The 19,944-nt window shown below is 48.9% G+C and carries 16 protein-coding genes; 7 read left to right on the top strand and 9 right to left on the bottom strand.

Annotation, left to right across the window (positions count from 1 at the left end; translation table 11 throughout):
- Positions 1–5: 5 nt before the first annotated feature.
- The 5 genes from VT06_RS02405 to VT06_RS02385 all read right to left on the bottom strand — a co-directional run bounded on the left by VT06_RS02405 (position 6) and on the right by VT06_RS02385 (position 7,507).
- A complete protein-coding gene (locus VT06_RS02405) occupies positions 6–266 on the bottom strand; it encodes a hypothetical protein (RefSeq protein WP_046552657.1) in 261 nt (86 codons plus the stop codon).
- 247 nt (positions 267–513) lie between these two features.
- Entirely contained in the window at positions 514–1,542 is a 1,029-nt protein-coding gene (locus VT06_RS02400) for a hypothetical protein (protein ID WP_152658967.1), read from the bottom strand.
- A gap of 193 nt (positions 1,543–1,735) precedes the next feature.
- Positions 1,736–2,212 carry a YacL family protein gene (locus VT06_RS02395; protein ID WP_235357332.1) on the bottom strand — a complete coding sequence of 159 codons (477 nt, stop codon included), beginning with the start codon at positions 2,210–2,212 and terminating at the stop codon, positions 1,736–1,738.
- Between the two features lie 139 nt (positions 2,213–2,351).
- Positions 2,352–4,949, bottom strand: coding sequence for a bifunctional aconitate hydratase 2/2-methylisocitrate dehydratase (acnB, locus tag VT06_RS02390; RefSeq protein ID WP_046552655.1), 2,598 nt, complete (start codon positions 4,947–4,949; stop codon positions 2,352–2,354).
- Between the two features lie 485 nt (positions 4,950–5,434).
- Positions 5,435–7,507: a M13 family metallopeptidase gene (locus tag VT06_RS02385; RefSeq protein ID WP_046552654.1), complete on the bottom strand. Its 2,073-nt coding sequence runs from the start codon at positions 7,505–7,507 to the stop codon at positions 5,435–5,437.
- Between the two features lie 150 nt (positions 7,508–7,657).
- Between VT06_RS02385 and VT06_RS02380 the strand changes: the two genes are divergently transcribed.
- The 3 genes from VT06_RS02380 to VT06_RS02370 are packed head-to-tail and all read left to right on the top strand — an operon-like array spanning position 7,658 to position 10,151.
- Positions 7,658–8,620, top strand: a complete 963-nt coding sequence (locus VT06_RS02380) for a DUF2157 domain-containing protein (protein ID WP_052750149.1) — start codon at positions 7,658–7,660, stop codon at positions 8,618–8,620.
- Positions 8,617–9,660 (top strand): DUF4401 domain-containing protein, encoded by a 1,044-nt coding sequence (locus VT06_RS02375; RefSeq protein ID WP_046552653.1) that lies wholly within the window; start codon positions 8,617–8,619, stop codon positions 9,658–9,660. The genes VT06_RS02380 and VT06_RS02375 overlap by 4 nt, the downstream gene beginning before the upstream one ends.
- A complete protein-coding gene (locus VT06_RS02370) occupies positions 9,657–10,151 on the top strand; it encodes a GDYXXLXY domain-containing protein (RefSeq protein WP_046552652.1) in 495 nt (164 codons plus the stop codon). The genes VT06_RS02375 and VT06_RS02370 overlap by 4 nt, the downstream gene beginning before the upstream one ends.
- 2 nt (positions 10,152–10,153) lie before the next feature.
- Here VT06_RS02370 and VT06_RS02365 read toward each other — a convergent pair whose 3' ends face one another.
- Positions 10,154–11,665: a DUF3612 domain-containing protein gene (locus VT06_RS02365; protein WP_046552651.1), complete on the bottom strand. Its 1,512-nt coding sequence runs from the start codon at positions 11,663–11,665 to the stop codon at positions 10,154–10,156.
- A gap of 224 nt (positions 11,666–11,889) precedes the next feature.
- On the opposite strand from VT06_RS02365, the gene VT06_RS02360 reads away from it, so the two are divergent.
- Positions 11,890–12,453, top strand: a complete 564-nt coding sequence (locus VT06_RS02360; RefSeq protein ID WP_235357331.1) for a malate synthase — start codon at positions 11,890–11,892, stop codon at positions 12,451–12,453.
- An 88-nt stretch (positions 12,454–12,541) separates the two neighbouring features.
- Here the strand turns inward: VT06_RS02360 and VT06_RS02355 are convergent, their stop codons facing one another.
- Positions 12,542–12,928 carry a hypothetical protein gene (locus tag VT06_RS02355; protein ID WP_235357330.1) on the bottom strand — a complete coding sequence of 129 codons (387 nt, stop codon included), beginning with the start codon at positions 12,926–12,928 and terminating at the stop codon, positions 12,542–12,544.
- Positions 12,919–13,032 (bottom strand): hypothetical protein, encoded by a 114-nt coding sequence (locus VT06_RS18560; protein WP_235357338.1) that lies wholly within the window; start codon positions 13,030–13,032, stop codon positions 12,919–12,921. The genes VT06_RS02355 and VT06_RS18560 overlap by 10 nt, the downstream gene beginning before the upstream one ends.
- Positions 13,033–13,253: 221 nt before the next feature.
- Here VT06_RS18560 and VT06_RS02350 point away from each other — a divergent pair, with 221 nt between their 5' ends.
- Genes VT06_RS02350 through VT06_RS02340 form a run of 3 tightly spaced genes read left to right on the top strand, consistent with a single transcriptional unit; the run spans position 13,254 to position 17,927 of the window.
- Positions 13,254–14,342, top strand: a complete 1,089-nt coding sequence (locus VT06_RS02350) for an efflux RND transporter periplasmic adaptor subunit (RefSeq protein ID WP_046552649.1) — start codon at positions 13,254–13,256, stop codon at positions 14,340–14,342.
- Complete coding sequence (locus tag VT06_RS02345) at positions 14,339–17,410, top strand: efflux RND transporter permease subunit (RefSeq protein WP_046552648.1); 3,072 nt, start codon at positions 14,339–14,341, stop codon at positions 17,408–17,410. The genes VT06_RS02350 and VT06_RS02345 overlap by 4 nt, the downstream gene beginning before the upstream one ends.
- 10 nt (positions 17,411–17,420) lie before the next feature.
- A complete protein-coding gene (locus tag VT06_RS02340; RefSeq protein ID WP_046552647.1) occupies positions 17,421–17,927 on the top strand; it encodes a DUF3087 domain-containing protein in 507 nt (168 codons plus the stop codon).
- On the opposite strand, the gene VT06_RS02335 is transcribed toward VT06_RS02340, so the two are convergent.
- Entirely contained in the window at positions 17,913–19,898 is a 1,986-nt protein-coding gene (locus VT06_RS02335) for an LTA synthase family protein (protein WP_046552646.1), read from the bottom strand. The genes VT06_RS02340 and VT06_RS02335 overlap by 15 nt on opposite strands.
- Positions 19,899–19,944 lie beyond the last annotated feature (46 nt).

The raw sequence follows: 19,944 nt of genomic DNA, 5'->3' as shown, positions 1-19,944 counted from the left end.
TACGCTCATGCCCCCAGCACGTAAACCTTAGTAAAACCCACTACAGCGGCAGCACCTATTAGTACCACCCAACCTAGCGGGCTAAGCACTAAAGCTATCGCTATGGCTTTGGTGGCATATGCCACGGCTAAATACTGCCAAGAGACCAAACCCCCAGAAAGTCTAATATCATCATCAAAAAAAGTAATAGCACCATGCCATTCATACTTATCATCAACCAAAAAGACAACCACCATTGCAGCGGGCTGGCCGCCTGTCGTGCCCAATGCATGCCTTGGATAAAGATGCGGTTACCCTCATTTTTCCAACGAAGAAAGGGGATAACAATGGCCATAGCATAATTGAAACTACGAAACGGGAAAATGGCAAAATCAGTTATATAATCATGATGCTTTAGCCGCAATTTACTCTGCAAAGGCCACGTGACAAATAACGCAACCGTTGGGTAGGCGATGACAGAGGACAGAAACAATCCCATAACCAGGTACTCGTACCAAAAAACCTGAGGCTCCATTATCGACGCCGCCTCGCCGAATCATAAATACGTCCAGATATATCCTGCCCCCAATTATCCGCCAAAGTTGCCGCAGTAAAACCCACTACAGCGGTAGCACCTATAAGTACCACCCAACCTAGCGGGCTAAGCACTAAAGCTATAGCTATGGCTTTGGTGGTATATGCCACCATGGTCCCAGCCAAAGCGGCCATACCAAAGCCTGAATACTGGGTAACCGCCATACGGCTGGCATCGCCGCCAGTGCGATAAGCCGTATTAACTTTGTTTGTCCGCAGGCCAAAATCCAGCATCAGAATGCCACGTCCTAAAAACTCGCTGCCTCTGACAAAGCGCTGTACCGTTGCCACTTGCTGGCTATTGGAAAAATGCAGGGTTTGGCCGGTGCGAGTGTTATTACGGCCACTGCGTGCCACGCTAATGCCGCGCTCAACGTTTAAAAACGCAGAGCGTCTGGCGCTTGCCCTCAGGTTGGCCTGATAGCGCTGCAACTGCCCCTGAAAGCGCTGCATCATGTCGGCATGCATCCGTCTGGCATGGGCCTCTTTGGCGGTAATTACGGAGTTATGCGCGCCTTTGGCTCTGGCACCACTTGCTTGTGCTTTAGCTTGGCTGGCGTCATGTAAATCAAGCAGCGCCAACTGATAGCGTACGATTGAGCGTTGAAACGCTGTGTACTTGCTGCTAGCTGCTGCCAACATTGCCCCGGCCGCCGAAGTGCCATAGTCGTCGAGCAGTTTTATAACCGGGTTAATCTGTTCTTCAGTAACATAGGCAATAGCCAGAGTAGCATCATCGTATGCTGCGGAAATTTGCTGTAAGCGCTGTAACTCAGGGTGGGAGAAGCGGTGTAAGGCTTGCAGCGTATGTTCATCACCCGGTGAACAACTCATCAGATAGGGCTGATGTGGTAATAACATGTTATCTGTTCTGTTGCTTTGTTTTTGGTACAGCGCCAGTAAATCAGGCTGGCCGGAAAAAAGCTGATCAGCACGCTCGCTTGTTCGGGGGAAGTAGAATTCTGCCATAGTAATGTCCCTATTTGTTATTTTCGGATAACTTCTATGACAATACGCAAAAAAAATAAACAAACTATTAAATATATGTTTCAAAAAACTTATTATAAGACCGATTTGCAAAATAAACATCAATTCCGTTAACAGCATACCTGATATATTCTGCGGCCGCCCAAAATAAGCCCAGCGGCAATAGCGGCAATAGTTACTCAGCCAGAAACTGCTGCCACTCACTTAGTAGTTTTAACAAATCTTCCAGCCCACACTCTGTGATCATGCCATGGTCATCTAGCTGCAAGTTATCTTCGGCTAACTGGCGTTGTTGCTCAGACTGCCGCCCGGCGCTCTGGTTAAACAGGCTATTATGCTTAAGCGTTACGGTGCCACTGTCTACTTCCAGCAAAAACTCTCGTCCTTGGTATTGCATGCTCTGCTGCGGTTTAAGCGCACTTAGCTGCTGTAATAATGGCAAATACGTTTCAGCCAGCTGGCCGAACTCGTCCAGCAAAAAACGGCCCAACACCTCATGCTCTGCCGCCAGCTTTATGCTGAACTGCTGGGTATTGCGATCATAAATAAAGTCGTATTCCATACTGTTATTCCATATTGAAGCAGTAGCCAGCGGCGCCTGCATACTCTTCTGGGCTCGCCATAGTAACTCGCGCCTGCGGAACTTAGACACCCGGTGCCGCTCCAACAGAGCATCCGGGCCCGCTAAACTAAAATTGTGTATCGGAAGTTATAAAATTCTAGCTGTTTGCTGCTAATTAGCACACAGAAAAAAGGCCTGCTACTGCAGGCCTTTGGCAAAACAGCAGTAATTATATTGCTTGCTGAATAATCACGTTATCCGCTTTTTTGGTGTATTGCGGCATTTGGTGGAAATTCAGGTAACGATAGGTATCGGCTGCGGTAGCATCAATTTGCTTGGCGTATTCCAGATACTCGGCTACCGTCGGTAACTTACCAAGGATAGAGGCAACTGCCGCTAATTCAGCCGAGGCTAAATACACGTTTGCACCCTGCCCTAACCGGTTCGGGAAGTTACGGGTAGAAGTAGATACTACCGTTGAGTTTTCAGCTACCCGGGCCTGATTACCCATGCACAGTGAACAGCCTGGCATTTCAGTGCGGGCACCAACTTTACCAAAAATGCTGTAGTAACCCTCTTCGGTTAACTGCGCCTGATCCATCTTGGTAGGCGGTGCTATCCATAAACGGGTGGGCAACTGGCCTTGGTATTTTTCCAGTAATTTACCCGCCGCACGAAAGTGACCAATGTTGGTCATGCAAGAGCCAATAAATACTTCGTCAATTTTATCGCCTGCCACTGCTGACAGTAAGCGGGCATCGTCTGGATCATTCGGCGCGCATAACACTGGCTCATTAATGTCAGCCAGATCAATTTCAATAATTTCGCTGTACTGTGCATCAGCATCCGCTGCCATTAACTGAGGATCTTTCAGCCAGGCTTGCATGGCCTGAATCCGACGCTCGATGGTGCGTACATCGCCGTAGCCTTCAGAAATCATCCATTTCAGCATAACAACGTTAGACTCCAGATACTCGGCAATAGAGGTATCTGACAACTTAATAGAACAACCAGCTGCTGAACGCTCAGCAGAGGCATCTGATAATTCAAACGCTTGTTCAACTGTTAAGTTTGGTAAGCCTTCAATTTCCAGAATACGGCCAGAGAAGATGTTCTTTTTGCCTTTTTTATCAACCGTTAAAAAGCCTTTTTGAATAGCGACATACGGAATAGCATGCACTAAATCACGCAGGGTAATACCGGGTTGCATTTCGCCTTTAAAACGCACCAACACTGACTCTGGCATATCTAGCGGCATAACACCGGTAGCCGCAGCAAACGCTACCAAACCAGAACCGGCCGGGAACGAAATACCAATCGGGAAGCGCGTGTGTGAGTCACCACCGGTACCCACAGTATCAGGCAATAACATCCGGTTTAACCAGCTGTGAATAATACCATCACCCGGGCGCAGTGCTACGCCGCCACGGTTCATAATAAAATCTGGCAAAGTATGGTGGGTATCAACGTCTACCGGCTTTGGATAAGCGGCGGTATGACAGAATGACTGCATGGTTAAATCAGCCGAAAAACCTAAACAGGCTAAATCTTTTAACTCATCACGGGTCATGGGGCCGGTGGTATCTTGCGAGCCAACCGTAGTCATTTTCGGTTCACAGTAAGTACCAGGGCGCACGCCTTGAACACCACAGGCTTTACCAACCATTTTTTGGGCCAGAGTAAAGCCTTTACCTGAGTCTACTTTGGCTTGTGGCCGGCGGAATTTTTCTGATGGCCCGTGGCCCAGGAACTCACGGGCACGGTCGGTTAAACCACGGCCAATGATTAGTGGAATGCGGCCACCGGCACGCACTTCGTCAATTAATACGTCAGTGGCTAAGCTAAATTCTGCCAGTACTTCATCGCTACCATGGCGCAGTACTTTGCCTTTAAATGGCAGAATATCGATAATATCGCCCATTTCCAGCTTATTAACGTCTACTTCAATTGGTAAGGCGCCAGAGTCTTCCATGGTATTAAAGAAAATAGGCGCAATTTTACCGCCCAGCACAAAGCCACCCCCGCGCTTGTTTGGCACAAACGGGATGTCATCACCCATAAACCACAGTACAGAATTAGTCGCCGACTTACGCGATGAACCAGTACCCACTACGTCCCCCACATACACCAGCGGAAAGCCTTTGGTATTTAGCTGCTCTATTTGCTTAATCGGACCAACCGTACCTGGCTCATTGGGGTTTATCCCTTCACGGGCATTTTTCAGCATAGCTAACGCGTGCAATGGAATATCAGGCCGCGACCAGGCGTCCGGTGCCGGTGACAAATCATCGGTGTTAGTTTCGCCGGAGACTTTAAATACCGTAACAGTAATTTTCTCTGCCAAAGCCGGCTTAGCTTCAAACCATTCGGCGTCAGCCCAGCTTTGCACTACTTGTTTGGCATAGTGATTACCGGCATCGGCTTTTTCTGTAACATCATGAAAAGCATCAAAAATAAGTAATGTATGTGACAATGCTTTCGTTGCGATAGGCGCTAACGTTTCATTATCTAACAGGCTTATTAGCGGTTGAACATTATAACCGCCCAGCATGGTGCCCAGTAATTCTGTGGCATATTCGGCATTTATTAAGCGGCTAGTTACTTCACCTTTAGCTAACGCCGTTAAAAAGCCCGCTTTTACATAAGCGGCTTCGTCAACGCCTGGCGGCACACGGTTTACTAACAGATCAACTAAGATCTCTTCTTCGCCTTGTGGCGGATTCTTTAACAGTTCAACTAAGGCGGCTACCTGCTCGGCATTGAGCGGTTTTGGCGGGATACCTTGCGCTGCGCGCTCGGCCACATGTTCGCGATATTGTTGTAGCACAGTATGATCCTCTTGGTCGTTGCCGGCAGTCTAGCTACTGCGGCGTCATTCTTAGAATGAATGGGGGCGATTATATGAAAATTCGGGCCAAATTGACATCGGGCCGTTAACCACACCACTTATAGTGGGTATAAGCAGTGTGAATATGAAAGCCAATGTTCTATATTTTTACTTATAGTGGTCAGACCTCAGCATGTTGAGCATTCTTGCCAATTTCGGTGCAACGATGCCGGTTACAACGCCCGCTATGGCTCGCCACAGCAACTACTTCGGGCATCCTGCCCTTCGCGAGCCAGCAAAGCTGTTCAAATTCGTTCCTGACGAATTTGTCGCCTGTTGCCTGCGGCATGGCTCAGACACTCTGTGGCGCCCAAATCGGGGTTCTAACCTCTATAAAACTGAGTTAATTCAGACAAAAAAAGCTGAGTAGTTTCCTACTCAGCTGGTGCAGTGTAGCAGAAAAATATTACCCCATGGATTTACAGTTACCAGATCTTAACGCGCTGCTCTGGCGCAATATACATCGCATCGCCTTCTTTAATATCAAAGGCCGTATAAAACTCAGGAATATTCGGTAATACCCCAATTACCCGATAATGCGCTGGTGAATGCGGCCCGGTACTTAACTGACGCTTTAACGCCTCTTCCCGATACTGCGAGCGCCACACTTGCGCCCAGCTTAAAAAGAAACGCTGCTCACCGGTAAAACCATCCATAACCGGGGCATCTTTGCCGGCCAGTGATAAATTATAAGCTTTAAGCGCTACCGTCATACCGCCTAAATCACCAATGTTTTCACCCAGTGCCAGCGCACCATTTATACTCAGGCCCGGTAACGGTTCAAACTTATTGTATTGAGCAATTAACTTGGCGCCACGTGCCTGAAACTGCATTTTGTCTTGTTCAGTCCACCAGTTACGTAAGTTACCTTCGCCATCATATTTAGCACCCTGATCATCAAAGCCATGCCCAATTTCGTGGCCGATAACACCACCAATACCGCCATAGTTTACCGCATCATCCGCATCCATATTAAAAAACGGCGGTTGTAAAATGGCTGCAGGGAAAACAATTTCGTTATTAACCGGGTTGTAATAGGCGTTTACCGTTTGCGGCGTCATAAACCATTCGCTCTTGTCGATAGGCTGACCTAACTTGGCCACCATCTCATCAAAACCCCAATGGCTGGCACGCACGAAATTACCAACTAAATCGTCTGCTTTAATATCAAGTGACGAATAATCTTTCCATTTATCCGGGTAACCAATTTTTGGCGTGAAAGTACTGAGTTTTTCCAGCGCCGCCACTTTAGTTTCCTCGGTCATCCACTCCAGCTCTTTAATAGCAATTTCGTAGGCTTTGATCAGATTTGCCACTAATTCTTCCATCCGCGCCTTAGCTTCTGGTTTAAAGTGGCGCTCTACGTAAAGCTTACCGGTTAGTTCGCCCAGCACCTGGTCAGACGCCTCTACGGCGCGTTTCCAACGTGGCTGTTGCTGTTCAATACCACTTAAAGTGGTGCCGTAAAAAGCAAAACGGCGGTCGGCGAAATTACTGCTTAATTTATCGGCATAACCATGAAGGGTTTTAATGCTTAAATAATCCTGCCAGCTTTGTAAGTCGGTTGCTGCCAGCACTTTTGAAAAACCGGCAAAGTAGCTCGGTTGACGCACAATAATATCCGTTACACTGTTCAGCTTTACCCCATTGGCAAAGGCAGCCCAGTCGAAGCTGCCCATGGTGTTATTTAACTCGGTAGCGGTAACTTTGTTGTAGGTATTGTCGGCGTTACGATTCTCTACCCGGGTCCAGTGATGCTCGGCCAAGGCTTTTTCCAGCGTATATACGCGCTCAGCCGCCGCGGCAGCATCGCCGTTACCAGCCATACTAAACATGTCGGTTAAATACGCTTTATAGTCGGTAATTAGCTTTAATGACGCTTCATCGTCTTTAAAATAGTAATCACGGTCGGGCAAACCTAAGCCGCCTTGGTTTAAATATACGGCATACTCGGTAGAATTTTTCGCGTCATTATTAATAAACCAGCCAAAAGGAATAGCTACACCATCGCGCTGCAGTTGGGCAAACAACTCTGGCAACTGCGCTTTATTTTCCAGCGAACTAATCATATCCAGTTGTGGTTGCAACGGGCTTAAACCCTTGCTTTCAATGGTGGCTTCGTCCATAAAGCTATTATAAAAGTTGCCCAGCTTCTGCTCGTCTGAACCGGCTTTTAAATCGGTACGGGCTGATACTTCATCAATAATGGCTTTAACAGCTTGCTGTGAATTATCATTCAAAATATGAAACGAGCCATACGAGGCTTTATCAGCCGGAATAGGCGTTTCGGCTAACCATTTACCGTTTACCGCCAGAAAAAAATCTTCACTGAATTTTACTGCCGGATCAAAATACTGCGAGTCAATACCAGACACTCGCGGCGCAGCAGCTTCTGCGGCTACTACTTGTTGTTGCGCGGTATCGGTATCTGGCTTGTTGCACGCCGTTAGGCCAAGTGCCAACGCTACAGAGGCGGCGGCTAAAGTAAGCTTTTTCATTATAGTTTTCCTGGTTGGTTTGCATATTTTCACACCGCAACATACTACCCTGAGCAGAGCATAGATAACAGCTAACGCCATCACCGAAGTTGTAACAAGTTATAAAAACGCTATGATGTTATTCAGTTAACACCAACTCACTGCAACAATATGGATAACCTGCACCGCGCCGATCAGTTATTGCAATGGACTGAGCAACAACAACTTAACGCTAACCAATTACAATTGGTAAAGTCCCAATTCCTGCTAGCTCCCGCACAACAACACTGGCTAATACTGGCAAATCGTGTGCTGTTGTTGGGCGGGGTGGTATTGTTGTGCAGCGCGCTACTTTTTTTCTTTGCTTATAACTGGCCGTTAATGCCTTACCTGGCAAAGTTTGTGCTGGCAGCTGCTGCACTATTGCTCTCTGGTAGCCTGGCCTTAATTAGCCCTCCATATAGCCTAGCCCAACGTGGTACCTTATTTGCCAGCTGCTTGCTCACCGGCGCCTTGCTGGCCCTGATCGGCCAAACCTACCAAACGGGTGCCGATACCTGGCAGTTATTTGCCAGTTGGGCGGCGTTAATTATGCCGCTGGTTATGCTAAGTAAAAGCCGCGCCGCGTATTTGTTGTGGTTTACCCTGCTCGAACTTACCCTGTGGCGATACGTAGACACGCACTCGTTATTTTGGTTATTTAGCACAGCCACGTTGCTACTTTATGTCGCTCTGGCTAATGTACTGCTGTTGATACTGGCTGAATTAGCCCTGCCGCGGCTTGGTATTAAAGCCAATAAACCACTGGTCTGGTTGGCAGCTTTAGCGTTGCTATTGCCGTTAACCATTGGCGCAATTATCGGTGTGTGGGAACAGAGCTTTCGGCCTAACCTACTATGCTACCTGCTGCTGAGTGCGATAATGACATTATGGTACCTACGCCTGCAGCGCGACATTGTGGTATTTGCCTTATTATTATTCAGCGCAATTGCCGTCGCCACATCAATGCTCGCCAGCCTGTTTGATTTTACCGACAGTTTTTTTGCCCTGAACTTACTAGCGCTATTTGTTATTACCAGCAGTGCCGGTGCTTCCATCTGGCTAAAACGCCTGCTACAGGAGCACACCGCATGAATAGCCTGTTAGTCTCAACTACCGAGCAATTAGCACATACCGGTATTATTGATCACGCAGCAATGCAGCAACTACGTCAGCAGAGCAGCCCTTGGTGGTTACACCTGTTGCTAGGGGGCGCCGCTTGGGTAGCCTCTATACTGATTATCAGTGCCTTTATTGGCCCAATACTGGCGCTGGCAGATAATATTACCGTGCACCTAACCGTTGGCCTGTTACTGCTGGTCGGAGCTATCTGGTTAGTCACCAGAATACAGGAATTCCTGCAACATATGTCAGTAGCTGTAGCCTTGGCTGGTCAAGGTTTACTGGCGTATGCCGTATATAGCTGGTTGGGGTATGGCGATGAAGCGCCTCGCTATGCCTGCGCGGTTATCAGCGGATTATTACTATTTAGTCCCCTTAACCAGTTGCATCAGCGGGTTAGCTTAAGTATCGCTCTGCTCTGTCTGCTATCGCTTATTAGCTCTGCACCATTAATCGCCGTTGTCAGTAATCTGTTGGCTGCTGTTGCTGTGTTTTTGTGGTGCAGCAGAGTGCAATGGGCGGGTTTAGCCTATGCCGCAACACTAAAAAGCCTGCTAGAAATTATGACACTGGCAGGCCTGATCCTGACCTTATTGGGTCAGTGCTTGCTTATCGTTGACAGCAGTAACTGGTTAAACGATAGACTAATGTTAGCGCAGGCACTGTATAGCGCGCTTGGCAGCGTACTGTTGCTGTCAACGGTATTTTGGCTCAGCCGCGCTGTTGCTGTAACGCAGCGGATCCTGCTGCTCACCAGCACGGTAATCCTTTGCGTGTTGCTCTATCCAGCATCAGGTTTACTGGTAAGTAGCGCACTGCTATTAGCTTGCTTTTACGGCTGCAGTACCCGCTGGTATGCGTTATGCCTGCTAAGTATGTTATTTGCTGTCGGCCAGTTTTATTACAGCCTGCAGCTTAATTTATTACATAAGTCCGCGCTATTGGCTGTTAGCGGTATGGTATTGCTGGCAGCCTGGTATGTGCTGCAGCGCTATCAGCGGAGAGTTATATGACCAAAAGTTTACATCGGCTCGCCATTGCCGGCGCCGTATTGTTTATTTTAGCAGTTGCCGCAAATGCAATTTGGCAGTTTGAAAAGACATTGAAAACCGGGCTGCTGGTGACTATTGAACTGGCACCGGTAGACCCACGCTCTATTATGCAGGGAGACTATATGGCGCTGGCATTTGCTATTGACCGTGTACTGACAGATGACGCAACACACTATAAATATGCCTGGCTTAATATTGATGCCGACCAACTAACTAGTCTGCATAGCCTTTCTAATAACCTTACTGCTGAACCTAATGTAATCGCCGTGTTGTTGCGCCAGCATAACGGCAGGCCAAGCATTGGCCCTAATGGTTTCTTTTTTGCCGAAGGCACTGGCGCCATTTACGAGCAAGCGCGCTATGGTCAATTTCGGATAGATGCCCACGGCAAGGCGTTACTGGTAAGCTTACTGGATGAAAACATGCAGTTATTGGCGGGCAATAAACGTTAAGCTTATTCACCCGTCTGCTTACATTGATAACAGCCTGGGTGGCGCGGGCAACTGTTACCACGGGCGCAAATAAGTTGCGCTGGCTTGGTTAAACTGCGCGCCACCCAGTTAATATTCAGAATATGCGCCACGCTGGTTAACGCGGTTTGAATGGCTTTTGGCACTTTTGCACCACCTGCACTATTAACACACAGCTGTTTTAGCTCGCCGGCCATGGCATCAGCGTCTAGCCCTTGTGCCAGCAGGGCCGGATTTAAGTCGATGCCCGCGCATAACACATGCTTATTACCGGCTAAATCGCTTACCTTGGTTGACTCACAACAATAAATTCGTGGTTTACCATTTACATCTAACAACGACAACTGAGCAGAACTGGCCACGCCCTCCACGTCAAACATCCGAAATACCGCCCAGTGCTGACACGGATCTTGCACCTGGCGCATATTGCCCCACGGCAGCGGAATACCATTGCCACGATACACCGCTTTTAACTTACCGGGAGTATAGGCATCGAAATAATGCCAGTGGGCATAGGGCGACACGGCTGTCATGCGGCGCATGGCCACCGACGCCGACACCCCTGCCTGATTGTGCGTACTTATTTCATAACCATGCCGGTCTAGTAACTGGCGAAACGGTAGCTTCGGGCACAGTAATGCTCCGGCAAAAAAACTGGATTCAAAATCACGCCAGGCATGCAAAATATCCTGTGGCTGCACATCGGTCGATTGCGACATATCATCATCATGCGTGCCGCCCACGGTCATGCTACTTTTTACGCCATCTTTGTTATGCAGCACCGCATGGCCAATATGCACCGCTAACTCATATTTTAAGCGGGTAGGAAAGTCCTGCAGCAGCAGGTTTAAATGTAATGTACCTGGTGGCGTAAAAAACGAGGTAGCAACGTTTTTCGATAACACGCCCAATTCGTCCAGCAGCTCTTTTGGTGGCTCTTTAAACCAAATTACGCTTAAACCAAGTTGTTTTATTATTGCCAGCAATTCGGCAACCGTCAGTGGCATGCGCTTCTGGCCTACCTCTTCTGCCGCACGCTCCAACTCAGGAAAATGATTCTGATTGTGTTCCTGATGCGCCCGGATAAGCAACTGAGCAAATTGTTTACCGCTGGTGCCGGTTTGCGACAGCATTTCAGGAATAGCTATTTGCAAAATGTCATTTGAAAATAAAAAACCTGGCTCCAGCGCCATACCACTAATGCCGCCGCGGCTGCCTTTTTGCGGCGTTAAATCCTGCTCGGCATCTTCACCATCAAGAAACCACTCCAGCTCTTTTTGAAATACCTCGGCAATTACCTGCAGCATTTCAATACCGGGAGTTCGTTTACCACGTTCAATCATCGACAAGTAAGACACCGACGGCGCTTGCTCTGGACTTACCCGGATGCAACGGGTCGATAAATCGTCCATGGTTAAATTATTACGTTTTCTCAGGTTTCTAATTTTAGTACCAAGAAAATGTGACTTTCTGAGCAGGCTTTTATTTGCTTTCATTTTGTAAAATTCACACTGTAAAATTTCTATTGTGAAATTATTCTAATTTTTAGCCTAGACTAGTTTTTAACCGATAGCAACAAGCTCATTATGGCAAGGCAAATAATGAAGTTGCAAAGAGCACGGCTTGCAATTCCTGCCGTGCTCGCCACAGCAACTCGCTCCTGCTGGCGCATCCGCTCAGACACTCTGTGGCTGCGCTAACAGGATTCCAAGCCTGCTTAATGAGATTACCAATACCCGACAAAGATGAGGATAACAATATGACTACACTGGCATCAAACCACAGCACCACCACGCCAAGCCAAACCGCCTGGATGGCAACCGAGCTAAATGTCATTAATCAGCTGAACGCGCGCCACGTGCAACAAATTATTGATTACTCTAAAGGCTTTTTAGACAAAACCTTTCCGCTGGCGCAGGGCTCACACCAAGAAGTGGTGTGTTATATGGTGTATTTTCAGCATTTACTGGCATTTTTTGCCGATGGCAGAAAAAGCGGCCTGCAACATCCGGCGCAGTTTGTGGCACTTAGCGGCCATCGTGAAGCACCTGAATCACTGGTGCTGGTAAACCAGGGCCGTCACGTCGAGCTTATTTTAAACCGTCATGGTAGCAATGGCGAAAAAGACTGCGCCGGTATCGACGATATTCAACTGCAGGCTAAGCACGCTAGCGAGCCCTGGTTCAGTATGTTAAGCGGCAAGCAGCTGACAAAAGGCTGTGGTAGTGAAAAACGCTTTACCGCCAAAGACGGCAGCGCTTACCTTGCCTCTTGCCATGGCTAATACCGATATAGCTAACATTCTGGCAGACAACTGATACAAGCGCAGCAGCGCTTGTATCAGTATCGATGATGGTTATGCTTAGATGGGGTTAGCCAGCAAGTGCCGGGTAATCAGTGTAGCCCTTCGCGCCACCACCATAAAATAACTCAGGTTTTGGCGAATTTAATGCAGCGTCTCTAGCAAAACGCGTCACTAGATCCGGGTTAGCAATATAAGGCACACCAAAGGCCACCGCATCAGCATCACCGCTGGCAATAAGTGCGTTGGCACTGGCTTTGTCAAACTTCTCATTGGTAATGTATACGCCGCCGAATAATTGTTTTAGTTTTGGCCCGAGGCTGTCAGCGCCCTGCGCTTCACGGGAGCAAATAAACGCAATTTTACGCTTGTCCAGCTGTTGCACCAGATAACCAAAGGTATCACTGCGCTGTGAGTCACCCATGCTATGCGCATCGGCTCTGGGCGCTAAATGCATACCCACACGGCTACTACCACATCGGTTACTTGCAACATTAAACGCGCGCGGTTTTCAGTGCTACCGCCAAATTGATCGGTGCGTTTATTGCTGCCATCCTGCAGGTTAACTGATAAACACTACCGGCAGAAAAGGCGCCGGGTAACTGACTGAATTAATTGGTCTGCTGACCACAAAACACAAGTGCCGGGCAAAGTGTATTCGTTGTTGCAATGCAGACAGGCTATATTTGGTTACAGTTCTTAACTTGCTGACATTCATCCATGTAGGTATATTTTACTACTGCAAGTTCGCCATTTTTTACCGCTATCGTCAAGGATCGTTCATGTTTAAAAAGTTCGCTGCCTCTCCCGTCATTATTGCCGTTGTGTTGGCATTAGCCTTGCTGTTCTGGTTACTTAGTGGCGACAACTACCGTGCAAAAAAGCAGGTACCGGCTAAACAACAACTTGCAGAACAACAACTGCCGCTGGTAGAAACCCGCTGGTCTGAAGCAAAACCCTATCAATTAACTGAGGTAGCTCAGGGTCAGGTGTTGCCCTGGCGTAGTGTCAGCATTAAATCACAGCGAGCCGGCACGGTAACCGAGGTACTAACAGAGCAAGGCGAAAGGGTTTCGCAGGGTGATAAGTTTCTGCGTTTATCTGACGAGGGGCGCAGCGCGTTATTGGCGCAAGCTAAAGCCATTCTAACCTTAAGACAGGACGAGCTGGCCAGCGCCCGCGCGCTGAGCAAATCGCAGTTTTTATCTACAACAGATCTTACCCGGCTGCAAAGCGAATTGGCAAAAGCCGAAGCAGAATTTGAACATGCCAGGCTGGCATTACAGCAGATTGAACCTGAAGCGCCTTTTGACGGCGTGGTCGATCGCCGTTATGTCGAGGTAGGAGATATGGTGCAAATTGGCACTGAATTACTAAGCCTGGTGCAGATAGATAAGTTAAAAGTTACCGCCCAGATCCCGCAGCAACAGGTTAAGGCATTAACAGAGGGCCAAAACGTAACGCTGCGCTTGCTTGATGGTAGAGAACTTAGCGGCACGCTAAGTTTTATCAGCTTTGCTGCCGATACCGACACCCGCAGCTTTTATATTGAAGTCACGGTGGCTAACCCGCAGTTGCTGCGCGTTGCGGGCGGCAGTGCAACTGTTACCGTGCAACTGCCCCCGGTGCCAGCCCATCTAATTTCACCGGCACTGCTTAGCTTGGATAATACCGGCAAACTTGGGGTATCGGTGGTAGACGAGCAACAACAAGTAGTGTTTTACCCGGTGCACATTTTAAGTGCTAACAACGAGGGTGCTCGGGTTAGCGGTTTACCGGCACGGGCCCGGCTAATTACTCAGGGTGCGGGCTTTGTCAAAACCGGTGACACAGTGCGGGTTGAATCGCAGGCTCAGGGAACCAGGCCATGAATACCATTATTCAGGCCGCGATTAGCCGAAGCCGTGCCAGCTTAATGCTGCTGCTGTTTTTGTTTATTGCCGGTATTGCGGCTTATCACACTATTCCCAAAGAAGCCAACCCCGACGTGGCGATTCCCATGATGTACGTCTCAATGTCGCTTGATGGCATTAGCCCGGAAGATGGCGAGCGTTTGCTGGTGCGGCCGATGGAGCATGAACTGCGATCCCTGGAAGGCATTAAAAAAATGACGTCAACCGCCAGCGAAGGCTATGCCTCAGTAATGCTGGAGTTTGATGCCGGCTTTAATGCTGATCAGGCCCTGGCCGATGTGCGGGTTAAAGTGGACGCTGCCCGGGCCAAACTGCCTAGTGAGGCCGATGAACCGACCGTAAATGAAATAAATGTCGGCCTATTCCCGGTATTATCGGTTGGTTTATCCGGGCCAATTTCAGAAAGCCAGCTGGTGTATATTGCCCGCGAGCTGCAAGAAAATATCGAAGCCATTCCCGAGGTGCTGGAAGTTGATATTGGAGGCGATCGCGAAGACATGCTGGAAATTGTAGTCGACCCGCAGGTACTGCAAGGCTATGGCCTGGATTATCAGCAATTATTCAGCCTGGTATCCAATAATAACCGGCTGGTAGCTGCCGGCAGCTTAGATACCGGTGCCGGCCGTTTCGCCATGAAAGTACCCGGGGTTATTGAAAATTTAGCTGATGTTATGTCTATGCCCATTAAAGTGGCTGGCGATACGGTTATTACCTTTGGCGATGTCGCCACCATCAATCGTAGCTTTAAAGATCCACTGGGTTTTGCCCGTATTAACGGCCAGCCTGCGGTGGTACTCGAAGTTAAAAAGCGCTCTGGCGCCAATATTATTTCTACTATTGCGCAAACCAAAGCGTTAATAGAACAAGCCAGCAGCCAGTTTCCGGACGGTATGCACATTAACTACATTATGGACCAGTCCAAAGAAGTGAAAAACATGCTGTCAGATCTGCTGAACAATGTGTTGACCGCGGTGGTGCTGGTACTAATTCTAATTGTCGCGACGATGGGCGTGCGCTCAGCAATACTGGTGGGTATTACCATTCCTGGCGCCTTTTTTGCCGGTATTCTGATGATTTTTGCGCTGGGCTTTACCATGAATATTATCGTGCTATTCGCGCTTATTCTGGTTGCCGGCATGCTGGTCGACGGCGCTGTAGTAGTTAGTGAACTGGCTGACAGAAATCTTGCTGAAGGTCAGCCGCCAAAACAAGCCTGGGCCAATGCTGCCGGCCGCATGGCCTGGCCTATTATTGCCTCTACTGCCACCACCGTAGTGGTGTTTATGCCTTTGCTATTTTGGCCCGGTGTTGTTGGCCAATTTATGAAGTATCTGCCCGCCACCGTGATCCTGTGCTTACTGGCATCCTTGTTTATGGCGCTGATTTTCCTGCCGGTAATGGGCGGCATCAGCCGGGCGAAGCCTGCGCCGCATCAAATCGAAGCCAGCCGGCCAGGCAAGGCGTATCGCAACTTACTAAGCCGGTTACTGCGCCATCCGGTGCTCACGCTGGCAGGAATGCTTGGTGCTATGGCCCTTATATTCGTAGCCTACAGTCAGTTCAACCATGGCATGGAGTTTTTTCCGGATGTGGAACCAGAGTCGGCCCAGGTGTGGGTCCGGGCCCGTGGCGATATGTCTATTTATGAAAAAGATGCGCTACTTAAACAGGTAGAACAGCGGTTACTGGGTTTAGCCGAGGTAAAAGCCCTATATGCCCGATCGCTCGCCAGCAGTAGCGGCGAGCTAGCCCCTGATGTGGTTGGCACTCTGCAGTTTCAGTTTATTGACTGGTTCGAGCGGCGCAAAGCAGCCGCCATTCTGGATGAGATGCGCGAGCTGACCAATGATATTCCGGGCATTATTCTGGAATTCCGCCAGCAACAAGAAGGCCCTGCGGGAGGTAAACCCATAGAGTTGCAAGTCAGCAGCGAGGATACCGCCGCTACCGAGCAGGCGGTAAGCACAATTATCAGCCAGATGGGGCAAATGGACGGTTTTGTCGATATCGAAGATGACCGCAGTCTGCCCGGTATTGAATGGCGCATTGAGGTAGACCGTGCTGCCGCTGCCCGCTTTGGCGCCGATGTACTTACCGTGGGTAACGCGGTACAAATGGTCAGTAATGGCTTACTACTGGCGAAGTTCCGGCCTGAATATGCCAGCGATGAAGTTGATATCCGGGTGCGGTTTCCTCAGCAGTGGCGCTCTTTGGATCAACTGGGTCGGCTAACCATTCAGACTGCGCGTGGTCAGGTGCCACTAAGTAATTTTGTAGCACTGGTACCTGCGCCAAAAACCAGTGTAATTAAGCGGATTGATGGCAACCGCGCCGTTACCATAAAAAGCGATCTGGCACCCGGTGCTCAGGTTAGTGAGCGTCTACAGGCGCTGCTGGCCAGTAACATGCAGTTGCCCGACAACGTTAATGTTAAAACAGCGGGTGAAAGTGCTGATCAGCAAGAGGCCATGACATTTTTAATCGGCGCCTTCGCCACGGCTATCTTTTTAATGCTGATGATTTTGCTGGTGCAATTCAACAGCTGGTATCAAAGCGTGCTGGTGTTGTCAGCAATAGTGTTTTCAACGGCCGGCGTGTTGCTGGGTTTGCTGGTGAACGGCCAGAGTTTTGGTATTGTTATGGTGGGTATGGGTATTATTGGCTTGGCGGGTATTGTCGTAAATAACAATATCGTACTCATCGACACTTTTAACCAGCTACGGCAAAGCGGCATGTCGGCAACCGAAGCGGCGCTCGAAACCGGCTGCTTGCGCTTACGCCCGGTACTACTGACCTCGGTGACTACGGTGCTGGGTTTAATGCCGATGGTGCTGGCAGTAAACGTTAACCTGCTTGAGCCAAGCCTGGGCTTTGGCGCGCCCTCTACCATGTGGTGGACCCAGTTATCCAGCGCCATTGCCGGCGGCTTAACCTTTGCGACTTTACTTACCCTTTTTTTAACGCCCTGCATGCTGGTATTAGGTGATAAGCTACACCAGTCGAAAAAATTTACTCTAAGGCGTTAATTAACTGATTATGCAACTCATTAAAATTGATAAAGCCCGTTATCGTCGTCATTTAAACCGGGTTATTGTCGGCTGCATTGCGGCACTGGCCATCGGGAGTTTAGCCATTTCACAAACACTTATTGTGCTATTTCCTGATGCTAGCGGCAGCCACTTTCACTGGAATCTGCTTGGTGTGCTAGTCAGCGCAATAACAATAGGCTGGCTACTTAACCGCTACCGGCGACATCCTTTTATGACAGAAGTGGTTTACGTGTGGGAATTAAAACAAGCACTGAACAAAATAAGTCGAAAAATGCGAAAGCTCGACGTGGCCGCTAAAGCAGGGAATGTCGAGGCACTCTTAGCCATGCAATACAGTTATGCCGGCTCCCGCCTGTTGTGGAACCTTGACGATAACACCATTATTATGGACGAGTTAGTGCTGGCACAAACAGCGCTTGATGGCTTGGCTGCACAGTATAAAGTGACCTTAAACACCAATGATTACCACGAAGGTATGTTAAAGCAGTTTTAAGGTTACGCTAACCTTGCTAGGCTGCTCGGCCAAATGATATTGTTGCTTACGATACAAATAAGACGGTAACAACACCTGTGCCAGCGCCCGCTTAGCTTGCTGCGCAGATGGCGCTTGCGTTGATAACGTTAGTTGCTTACTAATGGGGTCGTATACCGCTCCTACGGCGGCTTGTTGCGGTCGTAAAATAGTCAGCTGGCGCTCTTCCATTAGCGCAAAATACTGATCAAATTGCATCATTGCCCGGCCCGGGCTACTGTCATCCGCACTAAAGTCGCGGCCCGTTAAGGGCGTTTCAGTGCTTATGCCCATTAACGATAACAACGTTGGTGCCAGGTCAATCTGGCTGGCAACCGGCGCAATGCGCTTGGCTTGCAAATCAACACCTAAAATAAGACCGGGAATATGAAACTTTTCTACCGGCACTACGTTGTTACCGTAAACGCGGTTGTCATGGTCTGCCACAATGAGAAACAGCGTGTCTTGCCAATAGGGCTGCAACTTGGCATGCGCAATAAATTGGCCAAGCGCATAGTCGGCATATTTCACCGCATTGTTCACCGTCTGCTTGGGCTGCTCCTGCAGGGCAATACGCCCATCAGGGAATTCAAAAGGGGTATGGTTGGACGAGCTAAATACTAAACTGAAAAAGGGTTTTTGTTGCCGGTGCATGTCGTCTAAATGTTTCGCCGTTGCCGTAAATAAGTCTTCATCACTGGCGCCCCAACTGCCAACAAAAACTGGCTTATCCATTTGCGGCAAATCAATCACCTGCTTAATACCATTACCGGTAAAAAAGCTGCGCATATTATCAAAATGCGCTTCGCCACCATAAATAAAACTGGTGTTGTAGCCTTGCTGCAGTAACGTACTACCCAGAGTATAAAAATTTTGCTGGGCTAAAGACAGCTTCACCACACTTTGCGCCGGCGTTGGCATAAAACCAGACACCACTGCTTCAATGCCGCGCACCGAGCGGGTACCCGTGGCATACAATTGCTCAAACCACCAACCTTGCTGCTTTAGCTGTTCTAACTCTGGCGTTACGGCTATCCCGCCCAGCGATGCCACAAAAGTGGCGCCTAAGCTTTCTTCTAAAATAATAACCAAATTAAGCGGTTTGGCACGTTTTACGCTAGCTTGACGGTAATGTAGCGTAGGCAGTTGCGGGTTGTTAAACGTAGCCTGCTTTAACCAGGGCCAGTCCAAGGCCAGCTGCAGCATTTCATCGGTGGACAACTTGCCGTATATTTCACTGGAATTTGCTTCATGGCGTAAACTGTAAACCGCATATAACACCGAGTAAGGTGAGCTTATCACTAACGAATTAACCAAAGCATCGCTGGTAACGGCGAAAAACGCCGGATTAGCTGGCCGATGCTCCGTAGTAGAACGCACCATGGCAAACACTATAACCACCACCAGCGGCCAGCTAAACCATAATATGCTATCGCGATAAGGCACTGCCGCTAAGCTGGTTTTGGCTAACAGCTTACTCACCAGCCACACCAGCACCGCCGACACGGCAATACCACCCAGCAGCATAGCCCGAAAGCCTTGCCACAGCGTGCTAAACACTTCTTTTGGGTATTTTAGGTACTCAATATACAACCGGTTAGGCCGGATATCGTATTGCAGAATAAATTGTGGCGACGATAACTCAATAAAAATAACTGCCGCCAGCCCCAGTAAAGCCCAGCCATAACAAAACCAGCGCCAGCCATTAAACCCGCTGCTGCGCGCGAACAGCGGTGCCAGCAATACCGGCACTATTAGCCATAGCCCCACCATAATAAGATCAGCCCGCACGCCTTGTAACAGTAATGGCCACACCGCGGCCACTGCTACAACCCGCTCATATTGCCAAATAAATAACCCCGTGCGACTGGCAGACATAACCAGTAACATTAGTACTGACATGACCAGCAACGGATAATAGGGCCCGAATAGCCTGCGTAAATTTTTAGTCATGGCGTATTGCACAATCTCTTATCAGTTTCATACTGACACCATGCTA

Origin of the sequence: Arsukibacterium sp. MJ3 (assembly GCF_000987765.1) — a bacterium.
GTDB lineage: Bacteria > Pseudomonadota > Gammaproteobacteria > Enterobacterales > Alteromonadaceae > Alishewanella.
The sequence above is the reverse complement of the archived record's forward strand: the minus strand, read 5'-3'. Positions and strand labels throughout refer to the sequence as shown.

What these genes read in the sequence shown, in the direction of transcription:
- VT06_RS02385 (WP_046552654.1), bottom strand. Translation starts at nt 7,507, where the DNA reads ATGAAAAAGCTTACTTTAGCCGCCGCCTCTGTAGCGTTGGCACTTGGC.
- VT06_RS02365 (WP_046552651.1), bottom strand. Translation starts at nt 11,665, where the DNA reads ATGAAAGCAAATAAAAGCCTGCTCAGAAAGTCACATTTTCTTGGTACT.
- VT06_RS02360 (WP_235357331.1), top strand. Translation starts at nt 11,890, where the DNA reads ATGAGATTACCAATACCCGACAAAGATGAGGATAACAATATGACTACA.
- VT06_RS02370 (WP_046552652.1), top strand. Translation starts at nt 9,657, where the DNA reads ATGACCAAAAGTTTACATCGGCTCGCCATTGCCGGCGCCGTATTGTTT.
- VT06_RS02340 (WP_046552647.1), top strand. Translation starts at nt 17,421, where the DNA reads ATGCAACTCATTAAAATTGATAAAGCCCGTTATCGTCGTCATTTAAAC.
- VT06_RS02345 (WP_046552648.1), top strand. Translation starts at nt 14,339, where the DNA reads ATGAATACCATTATTCAGGCCGCGATTAGCCGAAGCCGTGCCAGCTTA.
- VT06_RS02380 (WP_052750149.1), top strand. Translation starts at nt 7,658, where the DNA reads ATGGATAACCTGCACCGCGCCGATCAGTTATTGCAATGGACTGAGCAA.
- VT06_RS02355 (WP_235357330.1), bottom strand. Translation starts at nt 12,928, where the DNA reads ATGCATTTAGCGCCCAGAGCCGATGCGCATAGCATGGGTGACTCACAG.
- VT06_RS02375 (WP_046552653.1), top strand. Translation starts at nt 8,617, where the DNA reads ATGAATAGCCTGTTAGTCTCAACTACCGAGCAATTAGCACATACCGGT.
- VT06_RS02350 (WP_046552649.1), top strand. Translation starts at nt 13,254, where the DNA reads ATGTTTAAAAAGTTCGCTGCCTCTCCCGTCATTATTGCCGTTGTGTTG.
- VT06_RS02400 (WP_152658967.1), bottom strand. Translation starts at nt 1,542, where the DNA reads ATGGCAGAATTCTACTTCCCCCGAACAAGCGAGCGTGCTGATCAGCTT.
- VT06_RS02335 (WP_046552646.1), bottom strand. Translation starts at nt 19,898, where the DNA reads ATGACTAAAAATTTACGCAGGCTATTCGGGCCCTATTATCCGTTGCTG.